Source organism: Azospirillum largimobile (assembly GCF_977007025.2).
In genome coordinates this window covers 98,287-113,523 of the sequence record NZ_CDRMUA020000002.1, presented here as the reverse complement: position 1 = coordinate 113,523, position 15,237 = coordinate 98,287, and the positions used below count along the sequence as shown (strand labels likewise).

The 15,237-nt window shown below is 66.8% G+C and carries 10 protein-coding genes, 1 tRNA gene and 1 pseudogene; 3 read left to right on the top strand and 9 right to left on the bottom strand.

Annotated elements, in window-relative coordinates; genetic code table 11:
• From ACWPKK_RS13905 to ACWPKK_RS13895, 3 genes are all read right to left on the bottom strand, one after another.
• On the bottom strand, positions 1 to 888 hold the full coding sequence (locus ACWPKK_RS13905) for a branched-chain amino acid ABC transporter permease (protein WP_014187949.1): 888 nt from the start codon (positions 886 to 888) through the stop codon (positions 1 to 3).
• A gap of 159 nt (positions 889 to 1,047) precedes the next feature.
• Complete coding sequence (locus tag ACWPKK_RS13900) at positions 1,048 to 3,006, bottom strand: AMP-binding protein (protein WP_452005001.1); 1,959 nt, start codon at positions 3,004 to 3,006, stop codon at positions 1,048 to 1,050.
• Entirely contained in the window at positions 3,006 to 3,893 is an 888-nt protein-coding gene (locus ACWPKK_RS13895) for an ABC transporter ATP-binding protein (RefSeq protein WP_211102933.1), read from the bottom strand. Before ACWPKK_RS13895 ends, ACWPKK_RS13900 begins: the two co-directional genes overlap by 1 nt.
• A 200-nt stretch (positions 3,894 to 4,093) precedes the next feature.
• Between ACWPKK_RS13895 and ACWPKK_RS13890 the strand changes: the two genes are divergently transcribed.
• Both ACWPKK_RS13890 and ACWPKK_RS13885 read left to right on the top strand, forming a co-directional pair.
• Positions 4,094 to 5,824, top strand: a complete 1,731-nt coding sequence (locus ACWPKK_RS13890) for an AMP-binding protein (RefSeq protein ID WP_452004998.1) — start codon at positions 4,094 to 4,096, stop codon at positions 5,822 to 5,824.
• Positions 5,825 to 5,914: 90 nt separating this feature from the next.
• Positions 5,915 to 6,478: a TetR/AcrR family transcriptional regulator gene (locus ACWPKK_RS13885; protein WP_452004996.1), complete on the top strand. Its 564-nt coding sequence runs from the start codon at positions 5,915 to 5,917 to the stop codon at positions 6,476 to 6,478.
• A 40-nt stretch (positions 6,479 to 6,518) separates the two neighbouring features.
• Here the strand turns inward: ACWPKK_RS13885 and ACWPKK_RS13880 are convergent, their stop codons facing one another.
• From ACWPKK_RS13880 to ACWPKK_RS13860, 5 genes are all read right to left on the bottom strand, one after another.
• Positions 6,519 to 9,500, bottom strand: a complete 2,982-nt coding sequence (locus ACWPKK_RS13880) for a methyl-accepting chemotaxis protein (RefSeq protein WP_452004994.1) — start codon at positions 9,498 to 9,500, stop codon at positions 6,519 to 6,521.
• 275 nt (positions 9,501 to 9,775) lie between these two features.
• The gene (locus ACWPKK_RS13875; protein ID WP_324868243.1) at positions 9,776 to 10,270 is read right to left on the bottom strand and encodes an Lrp/AsnC ligand binding domain-containing protein; all 495 of its coding nucleotides are present in this window, start codon (positions 10,268 to 10,270) and stop codon (positions 9,776 to 9,778) included.
• Positions 10,271 to 10,405: 135 nt separating this feature from the next.
• Positions 10,406 to 11,935 (bottom strand): sensor histidine kinase, encoded by a 1,530-nt coding sequence (locus ACWPKK_RS13870; protein WP_452004990.1) that lies wholly within the window; start codon positions 11,933 to 11,935, stop codon positions 10,406 to 10,408.
• Positions 11,936 to 11,993: 58 nt separating this feature from the next.
• Positions 11,994 to 12,839, bottom strand: coding sequence for a response regulator transcription factor (locus tag ACWPKK_RS13865; protein WP_452004988.1), 846 nt, complete (start codon positions 12,837 to 12,839; stop codon positions 11,994 to 11,996).
• A gap of 28 nt (positions 12,840 to 12,867) precedes the next feature.
• A complete protein-coding gene (locus ACWPKK_RS13860; RefSeq protein WP_324868237.1) occupies positions 12,868 to 13,581 on the bottom strand; it encodes a hypothetical protein in 714 nt (237 codons plus the stop codon).
• A 757-nt stretch (positions 13,582 to 14,338) separates the two neighbouring features.
• Here ACWPKK_RS13860 and ACWPKK_RS13855 point away from each other — a divergent pair.
• Positions 14,339 to 14,953 (top strand): annotated as a pseudogene (locus ACWPKK_RS13855) (IS3 family transposase); the annotation flags it as partial.
• Positions 14,954 to 15,133: 180 nt separating this feature from the next.
• On the opposite strand, the gene ACWPKK_RS13850 reads toward ACWPKK_RS13855, so the two are convergent.
• A tRNA-Gln gene (locus ACWPKK_RS13850) sits at positions 15,134 to 15,207 on the bottom strand.
• Positions 15,208 to 15,237 lie beyond the last annotated feature (30 nt).

Sequence of the window (15,237 nt, the reverse complement as noted above, 5' to 3'; positions counted from 1 at the left end):
TCACACGCGCTCGATGTCTTTGGTGCCGAACAGGCCGTAAGGCTTGATCATCAGGATGGCGATCAGGACGTAGAAGGGCGCGATCTCGTACATGTTGCCCCAGTTCAGCCACTGGCTGTCCAGGTAATGCGCCATGTTCTCCAGCACGCCGACGATCAGGCCGCCAACCACCGCGCCGATGACGCTGTCGAGGCCGCCCAGGATCACCGCCGGGAACACCTTGATGCCGAAGAAGGACAAGGCCGACGACACGCCGTTGACCACGCCCACCGTGACGCCGGCCACCGCCGACACCATGGCGGAGATCGCCCAGCTCATCGCGAACATGTGGCGGACCGAGATGCCCAGCGACTGCGCCACCTGCTGGTCGAAGGCGGTGGCCCGCATGGCGAGACCGGTCCGCGAGTATTTGAAGAACCAGCCAAAGCCCGCCATGATGAGGATCGAGATCAGCAGCGACATCACATAGACGGTCTGCACCTCCAGCCCGAACAGGTTCATGGTGGGGCTGGCGAAGATCGGCGGGAAGGGCTTGGCGAAGACGCCGAACATCCACTTCATCGCCGCCTGGAAGACGATGGACAAGCCGATCGTCACCATGATGACGGAGATGATCGGCTCGCCGATCATCGGCCTGAGCACGACGATCTGCAGGATGACGCCGAAGGCCAGCATGAAGACCAGCGTGATCGGGAAGCCGATCCAGAAGGGCAGCTGCCAGCTGGTGAGAAGCCACCAGCAGGTCCAGGCGCCGATCAGCAGGAATTCGCCCTGGGCGAAGTTGACGATGCGGCTGGCCTTGTAGATCAGCACGAAGGACATGGCGACCACGCCATACAGCGCGCCGACGATCAGGCCGTTGACGAGAAGCTGAAACAGAAGGGTCATGGCGTGGCCTCGCCGAATTGGGATCCAGATCCCCCTCTCCCCCCCGGGGAGAGGGTCGGGGTGAGGGGGACGCGTGGCGAGGAGCGTCCGGCAAGCGGATCCCCCTCACCCATCCTCTCCCCGGGGGGGAGAGGGGTCAGTTCCTTGCGCATAGGCCGATCACGCCGCGACCGGCTGCTGCGGCGCCTTGGCGGCGGTCGGAGCCAGGTCGATGACGGTCAGCGTGGTGCGGATGCGCTGCTTGGTGCCGTCCTGGAAGGCGATCGTGGTGTCCACGTCGATCTTCGGCTGGTCGGTATAGATGCTGTCGATGATGGTGTCGTATTTCTCGGCGACGACGCCGCGGCGCACCTTGCGGGTGCGGGTCAGCTCGCCGTCGTCGGCGTCCAGCTCCTTGTAGAGCAGAAGGAACTTGGAGATGCGCTGAAACTCGGGAAGCGTCTGGTTCACCCGCTCCACCTCCGCCCGCAGCAGGTCGTAGACCTCCTGCTTGGACGACAGGTCGGAATATGTGGTGAAGGCGATGCGGTTCTTTTCCGCCCATTTCGACACGATGGAGAAGCGGATGCAGATGATCGCCGACAGATACTCGCGCTTGTCGCCCAGGATCACCGCCTCGGCCACATAGGGGCTGAACTTCAGCTTGTTCTCGATGTATTGCGGGCTGAAGCGGTCGCCCTGGGCGGTGGTGGCGATGTCCTTGATGCGGTCGATGATGACCAGATGCCCCTTCTTGTCGAAGAAGCCGGCGTCACCGGTGTGCATCCAGCCGTCGCGCATGTCGGCGACGGTCGCCTTCTCGTTCCGGTAATAGCCGGCGAACATGTTGGGGTGGCGGGTGACGATCTCGCCGACGCCGTTGTGGTCGGCGTCGATCACCTTCACCTCGATCCTGTCGTCGAAGGGCACGCCGACCGTGTCGAAATCCACGTCGGTGCCGCGATGGACGGTGTAGGCGCCCATCGTTTCGGTCTGGCCGTAGATCTGGCGCAGCGGCACGCCCAGTGCCTGGAAGAACTTGAAGGTGTCCGGCCCCAGCGCCGCGCCGCCGGTCGCTGCCGATTTCAGGTTGGTGAAGCCCAGCCGGTCACGCAGAGCCTTGAACAGGATCGCGTCGGCCATCGCCGAGCGCTGGCCCTTCGACAGCGCCTCCAGCCCCAGCTTCATGCCGAGATCGTACATCTTCTGCTTGAAGGGCGATGCGTCCATCATCCGGGCGCGCACGTCGGCGGCGATGGCCTCCCACAGGCGGGGGGCAAACAGGACGAAGGTCGGCCCGATCTCGCGGAAGTCGTGCATCATCGTCTCGGCTTCCTCGACGAAGTTCACGCGCATCCGCGATACCACGCCCATGCCGACGGCATAGACCTGCTCCATGATCCAGGACAGCGGCAGGACGGAGACATACTCGTCCTCCGGACCCTTGGGATCGGCGGACAGATAGCTGGCGACATGGCGGATCAGGCGACCCGCCGGCAGCATCGCCATCTTCGGGTTCGAGGTGGTGCCGGAGGTGGTGCAGAGGATGGCGACCTCCTCGCCCTTCGTATCGGCCACCATGCGGTCGTAGAGGTCCGGCTGCTGCGCCAGCAGTTCCTCGCCCATGCGGATCAGGTCGGTGACCGGCATCAGGCGGGGATCATGGTATTTGCGCATGCCGCGCGGGTCGGAATAGATGATGTGCTGCAGCGTCGGCAGCCGGTCGGCGAGGTTCAGCAGCTTGTCGACCTGCTCCTCGTCCTCGGCGAACACCACTTTCACGTCGGCATAGGTGATGAGGTAGGCGACCTCCTCGTCCAGCGCGTCGCGGTAGATGCCCAGGCTGTAGCCGCGCACCGCATGGGTCGCGATCTCGCCCATCACCCAGTCGGGACGGTTGTCGCCGAGAAGGCCGACCACCTCGCCCGGCACGACGCCCAGCTTGGTCATGCCCAGCGCGAAGGCGCGGATGCGGGCATGCACCTGGCCCCAAGTGAAGGTCCGCCAGATGCCGAAATCCTTCTCGCGCATGGCGATGTCGCCGCCATGGTCGCGGGCGTGCAATGCCACCAGCTTCGGCAGGGTGTCGTAGACGGCCAGATCGGGAAGGGCCAGATCGGGCAGAGTGAGGTTCGACATCACGCGACCTCCTTGCGCGGCGGCACGACCGCGGCAGGAGCCGCCGGCGCCTCTTCCTCGTCGTCCTCGCCCAGATAGGCGCGGCGGACGCGGGGATCGGCCAGGACCTCCTCCGGCCTGCCTTCGGCGATCTTCTTGCCGAATTCCAGCACCATCACCCGGTGCGAGATGTCCATGACCACGCCCATGTCGTGCTCGATCATGACCACGGTCATGCCGAACTCCTCGTTCAGGTCGACGATGTAGCGGGCCATGTCCTCCTTCTCTTCCAGGTTCATGCCGGCCATCGGTTCGTCCAGCAGGATCAGATCCGGCTTCAGCGCCATGGCGCGGGCCAGCTCCACCCGCTTGCGCAGGCCGTAGGACAGGGTGCCGGCGGTGGCCTTGCGCACATGCTGGATTTCGAGGAAGTCGATGATCTCCTCCACCTCGCGGCGGTGGGACAGTTCCTCCTTCCTGGCGCCGGTCAGCCAGTAGAGCGACCCGGTCAGGAAGTTGTTCTTCAGCAGGTGGTGGCGGCCGACCATGATGTTGTCGAGCACGGTCATGTGCCCGAACAGCGCCAGATTCTGGAAGGTGCGCCCGATGCCGAGCGAGGCGCGATGGTTCGGGGTCATCCCCGTCACGTCGCGGCCCTTGAAATAGACCTTGCCGTCCGTCGGCCGGTAGCGGCCGGAGATGCAGTTGACCATCGAGGTCTTGCCGGCCCCGTTCGGGCCGATGATCGAGAACAACTCGCCCCTGCGGATGCCGAAGCTGACGTCGGTCAGCGCATGGACGCCCCCGAAGCGCAGATTGACGCCCCGAGCCTCGAAGATGGTCTCCGCCTGGGTGGTGGGCGACGTTTTGGCAGGGCCGGGGTGTGGTGCGACGGGCGCGCCTGACATTTCCTCCTCCGTTGCTGTTGGTACCGCTTCTCGGGGTCACGACCCGGCTCTTTGGTGGCCGGCGTGGTCCATATTGTGGACCGTTTCATGAGCAACTTCCGCACTATATACCGGGTTCCTTTCTGTTTTCAACACTGACATTCCGCCATTGCATGTTTTTTGACGCGACAAGCCGCCGCTCGGTCCATATGATGGACCTCATGAGCCGTCACGCCGACATCGCCACCCCCCCTGCCGCTCCGAACGCGGCAGGGGGCACCCAAAGCCTGGAGCGCGCCATCGCCCTGCTGCGCGCGGTCGCCGACGCGGGCACCGACGGCGCGCGGCTGGCCGACCTGATGGCCGGAGTCGGTCTTTCGAAGGCGACCGCCCACCGGCTGCTGATGGCATTGGCACGCGAAGGGCTGGTGGAACAGGACGGGCGCAGCAAGCGCTACCACCTGGGGCCGGATCTGGTGGCGCTGGGCGATCTGGCGGCGCTGCGGCACCGGCCGGCTCCCCCTACCCCTGCCCTGCCCCAGCCGCCGGAAGCGGCGGCGGTGGTGACCGAGCCGCCGCCGGCCCTGATGGTGAGGCCGTCGGCCTTCCTGCGGCCGGAGTATCGCGGCCTGTCCATCGCGCTGGCGTCGCTGCTGTGCGATCGTCATGTCCGCGCCGCCGACGGCGCGCGGGCGGCGCTGCTGCATGAAAGCGTCGCGGGACAGACCACGGAACTGAGCTTCGCCCGCCTTGCCCATGATTCGGCGCGCTTCGCCACCGTGCTGGCCGGCATGGGGGTGGGCCAGGGCGATCGGGTGGCGGTGCTGCTGCCCAAGGGGCCGGAACTGCTGATCACGGCATTGGCGATCTGGCGGCTGGGCGGCGTCTACATGCCGCTGTTCACCACCTATACCGCCTCATCCGTGGCCTACCGGCTAGCCGACAGCGACGCGCGGGCCATCGTCACCAACGGCTTCCTGCGCCGCAAGGTGCCGCGCGACAACACCCGGCCGGTGGTGACGGTGGAGGGCGACGAGGCCTTCGGTCCCGACGCGGTGCCCTTCTGGTCGTCGCTGCACGAGGCCGCACCGCTGGCCGAGGTGGCGCGCTATCGGGAAGGCGACGCCTTCGCCCTGATCTACACGTCGGAATCCGAGCCGACGCCGCTGGGCGTCTCGCTTCCGGTCAAGGCGCTGTCGGGGATCGAGCAGTACATGCGCATCGGCCTGGACCTGCGCGACGACGACATCTACTGGAACATGGCCGATCCCGGCTGGGCCTATGGCGCCTATTACGGACTGGTCGGGCCGCTGCTGCTGGGGCGGACGACGATCTTCTGCGACGGCCCCTACGACGTGCGGCAGGGCTACCGCATGCTGACGAAGTTCGGCGTCACCAACCTGACCGCCGCCCCGTCGCAGATCCGCGCCTGGCACGGCGCCGATCCCGGCGTGTCGCACCAGTTCGCATTGCGCATCCTGTCGGTGGTGGGCGAACCGCTGCCGCCCGACCTGATCGCCTGGGCCAACCGGACGGTCAAGGTCCCCCTGCTCGACCAGTATGGCCAGCGCGAGACCGGCATCTTCATCGTCAATCGCTACGATCCCGACGGAATCGGCCGTTACGAATCCGACGGGGCGGACGGTGGTGAGTCCGCCCAGCCGCCCAGCGGCTCGCTCGGCCGGCCGATGCCGGGATTCCGTGTCGTCATTCTCGACCCCGACGGCCGGGAGGCGCCGGTGGGCGGCGCCGGCGAGATCGCCATCGACGTCGACCATTCACCGCTGTTCTGGTTCGAATCCTACGCCAACAACCCGGAGCGCACCGCCCAGCGCTTCCGCCACGGCCGGCGCTATTACCTGACCGGCGACCGCGCCTTCCTGGACGGCGACGGCAACATCCATTACCGCGGCCGGGCATCCGACGCGATCCAGATGCAGCAGGGCGAATAGGCAGCGGCACCGGTTTTCGGGTATAGATCGCCCTTGAGAACGCTGCGGCGGAATGCGGCGGCGGACGCCGGGGGAGCGCGAAGGACGGGTATGGAATCCAAGACGAAGAACCGCGAATCCTGGCTGGCCGCCGCCTTCGCGGCGCTGGCCGAAGGCGGCGTCGACAAGGTGCGGGTGGAGGTGCTGGCGAAAGCCCTGAAGGTCACCAAGGGCAGCTTCTATTGGCATTTCCGCGACCGCACCGACCTGATGAACGCCCTGCTCGACAGCTGGAAGCTGGGACGCATCGCCGCCATCAAGGAACAGACCCGGCTGGACGGGCGCGAACCGGCGCACCAACTGCGCGACCTGCTGGCGCTCTATGGCGGCAGCAAGCCGCGGGGCATGGCGATAGAGTTGGCGGTGCGCGACTGGGCCCGGCGCGATCCCGAGGCGGAAAGCGTGATCGCCGAGGTCGACCGCGAGCGCCTGCACAGCGTCGCCGGCCTGTTCGTGGCCTTGGGTCTGCCGCCCGATCAGGCCTTCGCCCGCGCCTATCTGTTCTATGCCTTCGCCTTCGGCCAGGGGCTGCTCGCCCCCGGCGCGGTGGCCGACCGCGCCGAGGTGGTGCGGGCGATCTGCGCCGATGTGCTGGTGCCGGAGGCGCAGGTTTAGCGCCGCTCGGAGCGCTGCTGGGGACGCCTTTGGGGACGCCTCACGGCGTATAGGCCAGCCGCACATTGCCCCAGTGGCGGCCGCGCACGACGATAGGCGCATCGACCTCCTTCAGGCGCACCATCCGGCCGCCGCCCATGTCGCGGCGATAGGCCTGCAGCAGGAACGGGCGGGTGTTGCGCGCGGCGGCAAGACCCGACCGGTCGGCGAAGACGCGGCGGTTACGGCAATGGGCGGTGTTCCAGGCGGGGTCGCCCGGCCGCTGCGGCTCGGAATAGCGGCTGTTGTGGGTCGGCACGTAACCGGCGCTGTTGGCCGCCACGCAGAACTGGAAGCGGGGGTTGGAGGCCAGGACCGGCTCCTGGATCGCGGGAAACAGGCGGTCGGCCAACTCGGTGAAGGGGGCCAGCGCCTGTTCCGGGTCGCTGCCGGCAATGGGCGCCAAGTCGGTGGAGAACAGCGCCTCCTCACCGATGCTGCCGCTGGAAAGAGCGCTTTCCAAAGCCTTCGACAGGGCGGCGGCGGTGTCCTGCGCGGTGCGGATGACGTCGGAGTCGGCCTCCACCATCGCGCGATAGGCCCGGCCCAGCCGGTCCGCCTGACCGTCGGACAATTCGTCGAAGGCCAGATGCAGGCCAAGGTCGCTGATCCCGGCGACGACGGCCGGCAGGTCGCCGACATCGCGCAGCGTTACGGTCAGCCGCGTCTGCTCGGCAAGCGAGGGAAGCCCCATGCCCTCCACCAGCATCCCCTCCAGCGACAGGTCCAGCATGGTGGCGGTGCGGCGTTCGCCGGCCAGGACCAGCGTGACGGGCTCTTCGCAGGGGATCCGGTCGGACATGCGGCGGTCGCCGGCAACCGACTGGCGGAGCGCGATGACCAGCCGGCGCTTCAGGTCGGCGACGGCGGTCTGGGTATCGGCCATCCGGCGGCTGACGTCGGTGGCGATGCCGGTGATCCCGTCGGCCTGATCGCGGATATGCAGGACGCTGACCGACACCTGCGATGCCCCGCCGGCCGAGTTGGTGGCGCTGCGCCCGATCTCCCCGTTGGCGGCGGATTGCTCCTCCACCGCGGCGGCGGTGGCGGCGGCGGCCTCGTCGATCTCCTCGATCACGGAAATGACGGTCTGGATCGCCGTGACGCTGCCGCCGACCGCCTGCTTCAGCTGGTCGATCTGGCGGGCGATATCCTCCGTCGCCCGTGCCGTCTGGTTGGCGAGCGCCTTCACCTCGCTGGCGACCACGGCGAAGCCCTTGCCGGCCTCCCCTGCCCTGGCGGCCTCGATGGTCGCGTTCAGCGCCAGCAGATTGGTCTGGCCGGCGATCTCGTTGATCAGGTTGGCGACCTTGGCGATCTCTTCCGTCGCCACCTCCATCTGGCCGATGGCGGAGGCGGAACCGCGGGCGCTGTCCACCGCCCGCCGGGCCACCTCGCTGGACCGGGCCGCCTGCCGCGCGATCTCGTGCCCGGCGCTGTTCAGCTCCTCCGTCGCGGCGGCGACCGACTGGGCATTGGCGCTGGCCTGCTCCGAAGCCGCCGACACCACCATGGTGTTCTCCCGCACCACGCCCAGGGCCTGCATCAGGTGCTGGATGCCGTCGCCGGCGCGGTTGCTGGTCAGTTCCACCCCTATCCAGGTGGAATCCAAATCGCTCTCGATCGACTTGCAGGTCTCCAGCAGGGCTTGGCGGGTCAGCGCCTTCTGCCGCACTTCGGTCTCGTGCTTCTCGTGGGCGGCATAGGCCAGCTTCGCCTTCATCGCGTTCAGTTCGGATGCCACGCGGGCGAATTCCGGCACGGTGATCGGCGTCATCGGATCGGTGAGAGCGCCGCGGGCGATGCGCTCGAACATCTGTTCCAGGACCGACAGCGGACGGCGCACCGTGCGCAGGATCAGCCAGCCGAACAGGGCGGCCAGCAGACAGCTCAGCAGAACCGCCGCGTCGACCACGGCGATGCGCCGCCCATGGTCGGCTTCGGCCTTGTCGAACTCCTCCCGCGCCACCCGGATCTGGAGTTCCAGCAGCGCGTCCGACACCCGGCGCAGTTCGGCGAAGGCGGGACGGACGGTGCCGCGCAAATGGGCGTCCAGCGCGGCACCGTTCTTCTCCCGCGCCAGTGCCAGGGCCGGACCGATGCCGGACTGGAGATAGGAGCCGACCAGCGGCTTGAACCGGTCGGCGAGGACCGCCTCCTCCGGCGTCAGGTAGGTGGCAAGGTAGGCGGTCAGCAGTTGCTGCATGGCTGCGGTGTTGCCGGAAACCTCCGCTTCGACGGCACCGAAGTCGCCGGCTCCCTTACCCGCCTGAAGATTGCCCGCCTGAAGATCGGCGGCGAAATCGGTCAGGCGCTGCCGGCTGTCGCGGGCGAGATTCTGGATCTCGCCGATCTGATAGGCGGGAACAGTCCGATCCTCATACACCGTGCGAAGCGAGCGGTTGGAAGCCTCCATGCCGTCCAGCCCGAGCCAGCCGGCCGCCAGCATCGCCAGGATCAGCAGAACCATCACCCCGGCCAGACGCCCGGACAGGCTGGACCACGCCATGGCGGCGGCATGGCCCGCGCGGCTGCGGCGGACGAGCGCGCCCTGCTCCAGCGCCACCGCCGCCCGTCCGTCGCGCATGGCCGCATACAGGGACTCGGCCGCCGAGATCTCGTCCCGCGACGGTTTGGAGCGGATGGAGATATAGCCGGTGACGGCGCCGTTCTCGATCACCGGGGTGACGTTGGCGCGCACCCAATAGAAATCGCCGGACTTGGTCCGGTTCTTCACCAGCCCTTCCCAGGGTCGTCCCGACTTCACGGTCGCCCACAGGTCGGCGAAGGCCTCCTTGGGCATATGGGGATGGCGGACGAGGTTGTGCGGAGCGCCGATCAGCTCATGTTCGTCGAAACCGCTGATCTCGACGAAAGCCTGGTTCACGAAGGTGATCCGCCCGCCGGTGTCGGTGCGCGACACCAGGGGGACGCCGTCGGTCAGATGGACCTCACGGTCGGTGATCGGGGTGTTGACGCGCATGACGCGGTTCCGCTCCAGCCAAAGTCTCGCAGGAAACGGTCGGGCGTGGAGGCGAAAACTGTAGCGCCAGACAACCGCATAGGTCGCACCCCCGAACCGGAGGCCATGCTGCAAGCGTCATGCCGCGATGGATTGTTAGCGGTCGAACAATTTGCATGGCAGAATACAACGGAGGGGCGATCTCCTCCCGCCGAATTCGTCGCAAAATGCGTCCGGAAAAGAATGGCGGGCGCGGCGGACGGTGCAAACTGAAAAAAGCTATACGGTCTAATTGCTTAGCCGCGCAACGAGCCCCCGGACAACCCGTCGAGCGGGATGGCGGTGACGCTCTTGACCTCTTCCATCACGGCATAGGTGTGGGTTTCCCGCACGCCGCGCGCGGTGGACAGCAGTTCGCCCAGGAACAGGCGGTATTCGTTCATGTCGCGCACCCGCGCCTTGACCAGATAGTCGAAGCCGCCGGCGACCATGTGGCATTCCATGATCTGCGGCATGCGCAGCACGGTGGCCTTGAAGTCGTCGAAATTGTCGGGCGTCGTGCGGTCCAGCACCACTTCCACGAAGACCAGCATCCCCGCTTCCAGCCGGTGCGGGTCGAGCAGCGCGACATAGCGCTGGATGATGCCGTCCGTCTGCAGCCGCTTCACCCGCTCCAGGCAGGCGGCCGGGCTCAGGTTGATGCGGCGGGCCAGCTCGACATTGCTGAGGCGTCCATCCTCCTGCAGTTCACGCAGGATCTTGATGTCGGTGGAATCGAGGCTGCGGTCCATCGGCGGCTCGGAATGCTGTTCGGCAGGCCGTCCCGATCTTCAGGCAAAGAACGGGGCCACCCCGGAACCGACCATAGCAGGAACGGCTCCGACCGCGCCACTCCGAAGCCTGTTTGCCGGTGACGGCGGACCCGGTTACGCCGCCAGCGGCAGCATCACCGTCATGCGCAGCCCGCCGGTCGGGCGGTTTTCGGCGCTGACGCGGCCGCCGAAGGCCTCGATGTTGCGGCGGACGATCCACAGGCCGATGCCGAAATGCGCGGCCCCCGCCTGATGGGCGGCCGCCTCGTCCTCCGGCATGCCGCGGCCGGGTTCGCGGTGGGAGAAATAGCGCTCGAAGATGCGTTCCAGGTTGGCGGGATCGACGCCCGGTCCCTCGTCGTCCACCACCAGCTCGGCCCAGCGGCCGTTGCGGGTCAGGCGGACGCTGACGGCGGAGTCGGCCGGTGAGAAGCTGACGGCGTTCTCCACCAGATTCTCGACGATGGTCTCCAGCGTCTCCTCACTTGCCCGTACCACCAGCCCGGCATCGATGCGCGAGCGCATGTGCAGGCTCTGTTCGGCAAGCAGGCCGGTGTAGCCGCCGGCCATCCGCTCAACCAGCGCCGACAGGTCGACGCGGCGGCGCGCAGGGGCCAGCAGGTCGGCCGCCGCCTCGTCCATGCGGCGGGCGAAGGAGACGATGCCGTCCAGCTTGTCCAGCGACTTCTCGATCATGATCAGCGCGCGCTGGCTGCGGGCGTTCTCCGCCGGCAGGGCGCGGCGCAGCGGCTCCACCGACTGGCGGATGACGGCGATCGGCGTCTTGAATGCGTGGGCGTTGTCCTCCGCCGCACGGCGCAGCGACTGGGCGCTGTCGCGCAGCGTGGAAACGAGACGGTCGAAATCCTCCGCCACCCCGGCCAACTCCGGCACGGTGTTGCGCGCGGCGAAGGAGGCGCTGCGGCCCTCATGGTCGGGGGTATCCTCGCCGCCGACGATGCGGCGGGCCAGTTCGCCGAAACGGTTCAGGTTGCGCCAGACGCCGGCAAGCACGGCCAGCACCAGGGCCGCCATCGCCAGATAGATCGCCGCGGCGGCCTGGACCGCCGGCGTGCTCCAATAGGGACGGCCGATGGAGGAGGAGATGTAGGCCTCGGTCGCATGGCTGGTCACCAGCGCCCAGCAGCCGAAGCTGGTCTTGATCGGGGTGATGGAGGACAGCACCTCCTCCCCGCCTTCGGCATGGGGAACGCGCATCGCCAGCGTGGAGTTGCCGGCACAGCTCGACCCCAGCCGGTCCAGCACGCCCTGTTCGAGCAGCAGGCGCCGTTCGGCATCGATGTCGGCCGTCGACAGGCTGGGCGCCGCCGCGACATAGAAGAAGGGTTCCGGTCCGGTCCTGAGCGCCGCGGCCCCGGTGGCCGCCACGCGCGGACGCACCAGCAGCTTCAGCCGCGTGCGGTCGTCGCCGTAGCGGGCCAGCGCGCTGCTGAGGCTGGGGAGGGCCGTGCGGTCGACACCCAGAAGTTCCGGTTCCAACGCCCGGGCGATCAGTTCACCCTGGCGCTGGGCGCTTTTCAGCAGGAGCTGCTGCGAGGCCTCGTCGGCGCGCTGGAACTGGTCGTAGAGCAGAACCGGCACGGCGACGAAGACGACGGTGAGCAGCACCAGGCGGCTCGCCATCGAACGCCACAGCCAAAGCAGGCGGGCGGACGCTTGTCTGGGCGCCCGCATCGCGAGGTCACTCGGCAGCAGCGCCATTGATCAGCATGTCCTCGCTCATTCCATTGCGCGTGCCTGTGTCGAGGCCGTCCTCGTCGCCACCCTGGGCCGGGTTCTCGCCCTTGCCCCAGCGATAGCCGAAGCCCGGATAGTTTTCGATGCAGGCGAAGTTGGCGTCGACCGAGCGGAACTTCTGGCGGATGCGCTTGATGAAGGCGCGGACGTTGGCGCGGTAGCCCGACGGGCCGTAGCCGGCGACGAAGCCCTTGCCGTGGACGAGGTCGTAGATCTCGCGGTAGGACACGTCCTCTTCCGGACGGGTCGACATCAGCTTGACGATGTTGAACTCGGTCAGCGTCAGGTCGATGCGCTTGCCCTTCCAAAAGGCGCGGCTGTTGTCCAGGCGCAGTTCCAAATCGCCCAGGCGATGCATGGTGGCGTTGCCGCCGGCCTCCGCCTCCTCGGCACCCTTGACCGCATCGCCCTTGGTGCCGTCCAGGATCAGGCGCATGCGCTTCAGCAGGATCGACAGGCTGCGCGACTTCTCCACGAAATCCAGCGCGCCGCCGGCCAGGGCCGCCTCTTCATAAATCTGGTCGGACAGGACGGTCAGGAAGATCACCGGGGTGGCGATGCCGCGGGCGCGCATCTGGCGCAGGACGTCGATGCCGTCCAGCTTGGGCATGCGCCAGTCCAGCAGGACGATGTCGACCGATCCGTCGGCAGCGAAGAAATCGAGCGCCGGCTCGCCGCGGTCGAAGGTGATGACCTCGTATCCCTCGTCGCCGAGGTTGAGGCTGAGCGACTCACGGAACAGATCGTCGTCGTCCACCAGAGCGATGCGGGCAATGGTCGGTTCGGTCATTGCGGACATTCCCTTGTTCGACTCCGCCTTACTGAATCCCGGGGCGGACAGGGCGCCCTGCGTCAGCGTGAGCGAGGAGTTGGGCGAAGCATCGGTGGTCGGCGTCAGGGACATTTTGGCTGCTCTTCATATCGTAGGAGAGGGCGCGGAAGTCCTGGGACGAGGTCATATCCATGAAGAAGAAGACCTTGAGGGTGCAGTCACCCTTGGAATACCGCCAGATCTTGGCGGGAGGCGCCTCTTCCCTTGCAACAGGGGACCCCAGGAGGTTGAGAGTCTGGACTTCGTCCAGCCCGACAAGACTGTCGGGGTCGGCGTTGGTGGTTGCGGGAGGGGTGGGCGTCAGCCCCACGGCCGGGCCCACGGCCGGCATGGCCGAGGCGTTCGCCGTCCGGGGGTCGATGGCCGCCAGTTGGGTGGCGGCGGCGTTGGCGTCGGTGCTGGCCGCCGCCACGTCGCCGTTCGTCACCGGCGGGCCCGGCTGCGGCATCGGCAGGGTCGGCGCCAGCGATGCGGCGTCGGCAATCTTGCGGACCGGCTTCTGCCTGGGCACCGGCGGGGAAGCCGGACGGGCGTTCGGGTTGGCGGCCGATACATCGGGTCCGCCCCATCCCGGTCCGACCGTGTTGGCCGGGCAGCCGGCCAGCAGCAGGACCGCGACCAGCAGGCCCGCATGTCGGCCCCGGCCGGCGGCGTAGGCGCCGAACTGCGCCACATCGCGGAGGACTGCCGGCACGGTCATGGGGGCGAGCCTTTCAAACACTGGAGGGACAAACACGAGATGGTCGGCTATAGCGGCATTAACACGGAACCGGCCGTTTCCATCTGACCGCAAAGTTGACTTCGCGTCTGAGTTGGAGTTGACCGCGTCTGATGAGCCTAAACTCAGTCCATCCTGGTTAATGGCGCGTTAAAGCCACAGCAGATACCCCCATTTTGCGAAAACCTACCAATATTTTGCGAATTTTCGTTTGAATTTCGAGCGAATGCATCGGGGGACTCCCGGCGCTTTCCTCAAAAGTGGTACTCAATTCGGTTAAACCCATTCTACATCGACCACGTCGTGGGGGCGCCTGCGGAGGGCGACAGGACGTGACAGGAATGAGGCAGGAGGATGGCCGGGATCGGACGGGAATGGGGCCGTCGTGGGCCGAAGCCCAAAAAACAATCGGCGGCGGAGCCACCCGGGTATGGCTCCGCCGCCGCTCAGCCGGACGGGCAACAGGTCATGTAACGGCGCGCATGACAGCGGCCGCAGGGCGTTGCCTCTGGAACTCCAGCCGTGGTTCCGGCCGGCCGTCAAGCCGGTCGGCGTCGTGGGAACAATGCATTTTCGGCACCATCCATCACGGTCGCCATCATGCGCCGGACGGACGGCGCGGTCAAGTTTGCAGTACGTACAATTTAGTGGTTCCATTATCCGGCTGGTATGGGAGGTGGACTTGCCGGGAGAAGGTGGAGAGCCTCCATCTATGGTCCGAGAGACCAGGAGTTTTGGCATGGGTGACGGGCATCGGCGTAAGCTGACGGAAGAACTCAAGCGGGAATCTGTTCGGCTTATCGCAACGAGCGGCCGGATAGTCGGGAACGTGGCGGCTGATTAGGGTATCGGCAAATCGACACTGACGCGATGGAAAGCGCGCCACCAGGAAGCTGAACTTCTGTGCGGTCCACATGACGATGTGCACAAGGAACTGGTCCGTCTGCGTCGTGAGAACGAGGTTTTACGCCAGGAGCGTGACTTGTTAAAGAAGGCAGCCGCTTTCTTGGGGCAGGAGACAAGTCGATGAGATCTCAGCTCATCGATGCAGAGAAAGCGGGTGCTCCGGTCTCCCGGCTTTGCCAGCTCTCGGGTGTGAGCGTCAGCGGTTACTATGTGTAGAAGACGCGCAAGGCCAGTGTTCGGCAATGAACCGACCTGGTGCTGTTGGCCCATATCCGCAGCCGGTTCACAGCGTCGCGCGAAACTTATGGCAGCTCACGGATGCATGCCGAGTTGAAGGCTGACGGTATGTCGCCATCGCGTCGCCCGCCTGATGCGCGACAACCACCTGAAGGCCTACCAAAGGCACCGGTACAAGCGAACCACTGACAGCCAGCATGGCGGCTTGGTGACGCCAGTGTCAGGACTGGTGGCGGAGGACGAGGTGAGCGGCTTGGCCCATGCTCGGTACTCTGACGGGACCGGGCGATGCCTGGGCAGCAGGTTTGGGCTACAGCCATGGGCACCACCTGCGGGTCGCTGCAGGGGCGGCGGAACCAAGTGGCTGTTTCCAAAGGGAAGTCGTGAGCGTTGGTTGGGGGACTAGGATTCGAACCTAGGCTGGCGGAGTCAGAGTCCGCTGTCCTACCGCTAGACGATCCCCCAGACCGTCACCGGGGCGGCTCGCTTGCCGTG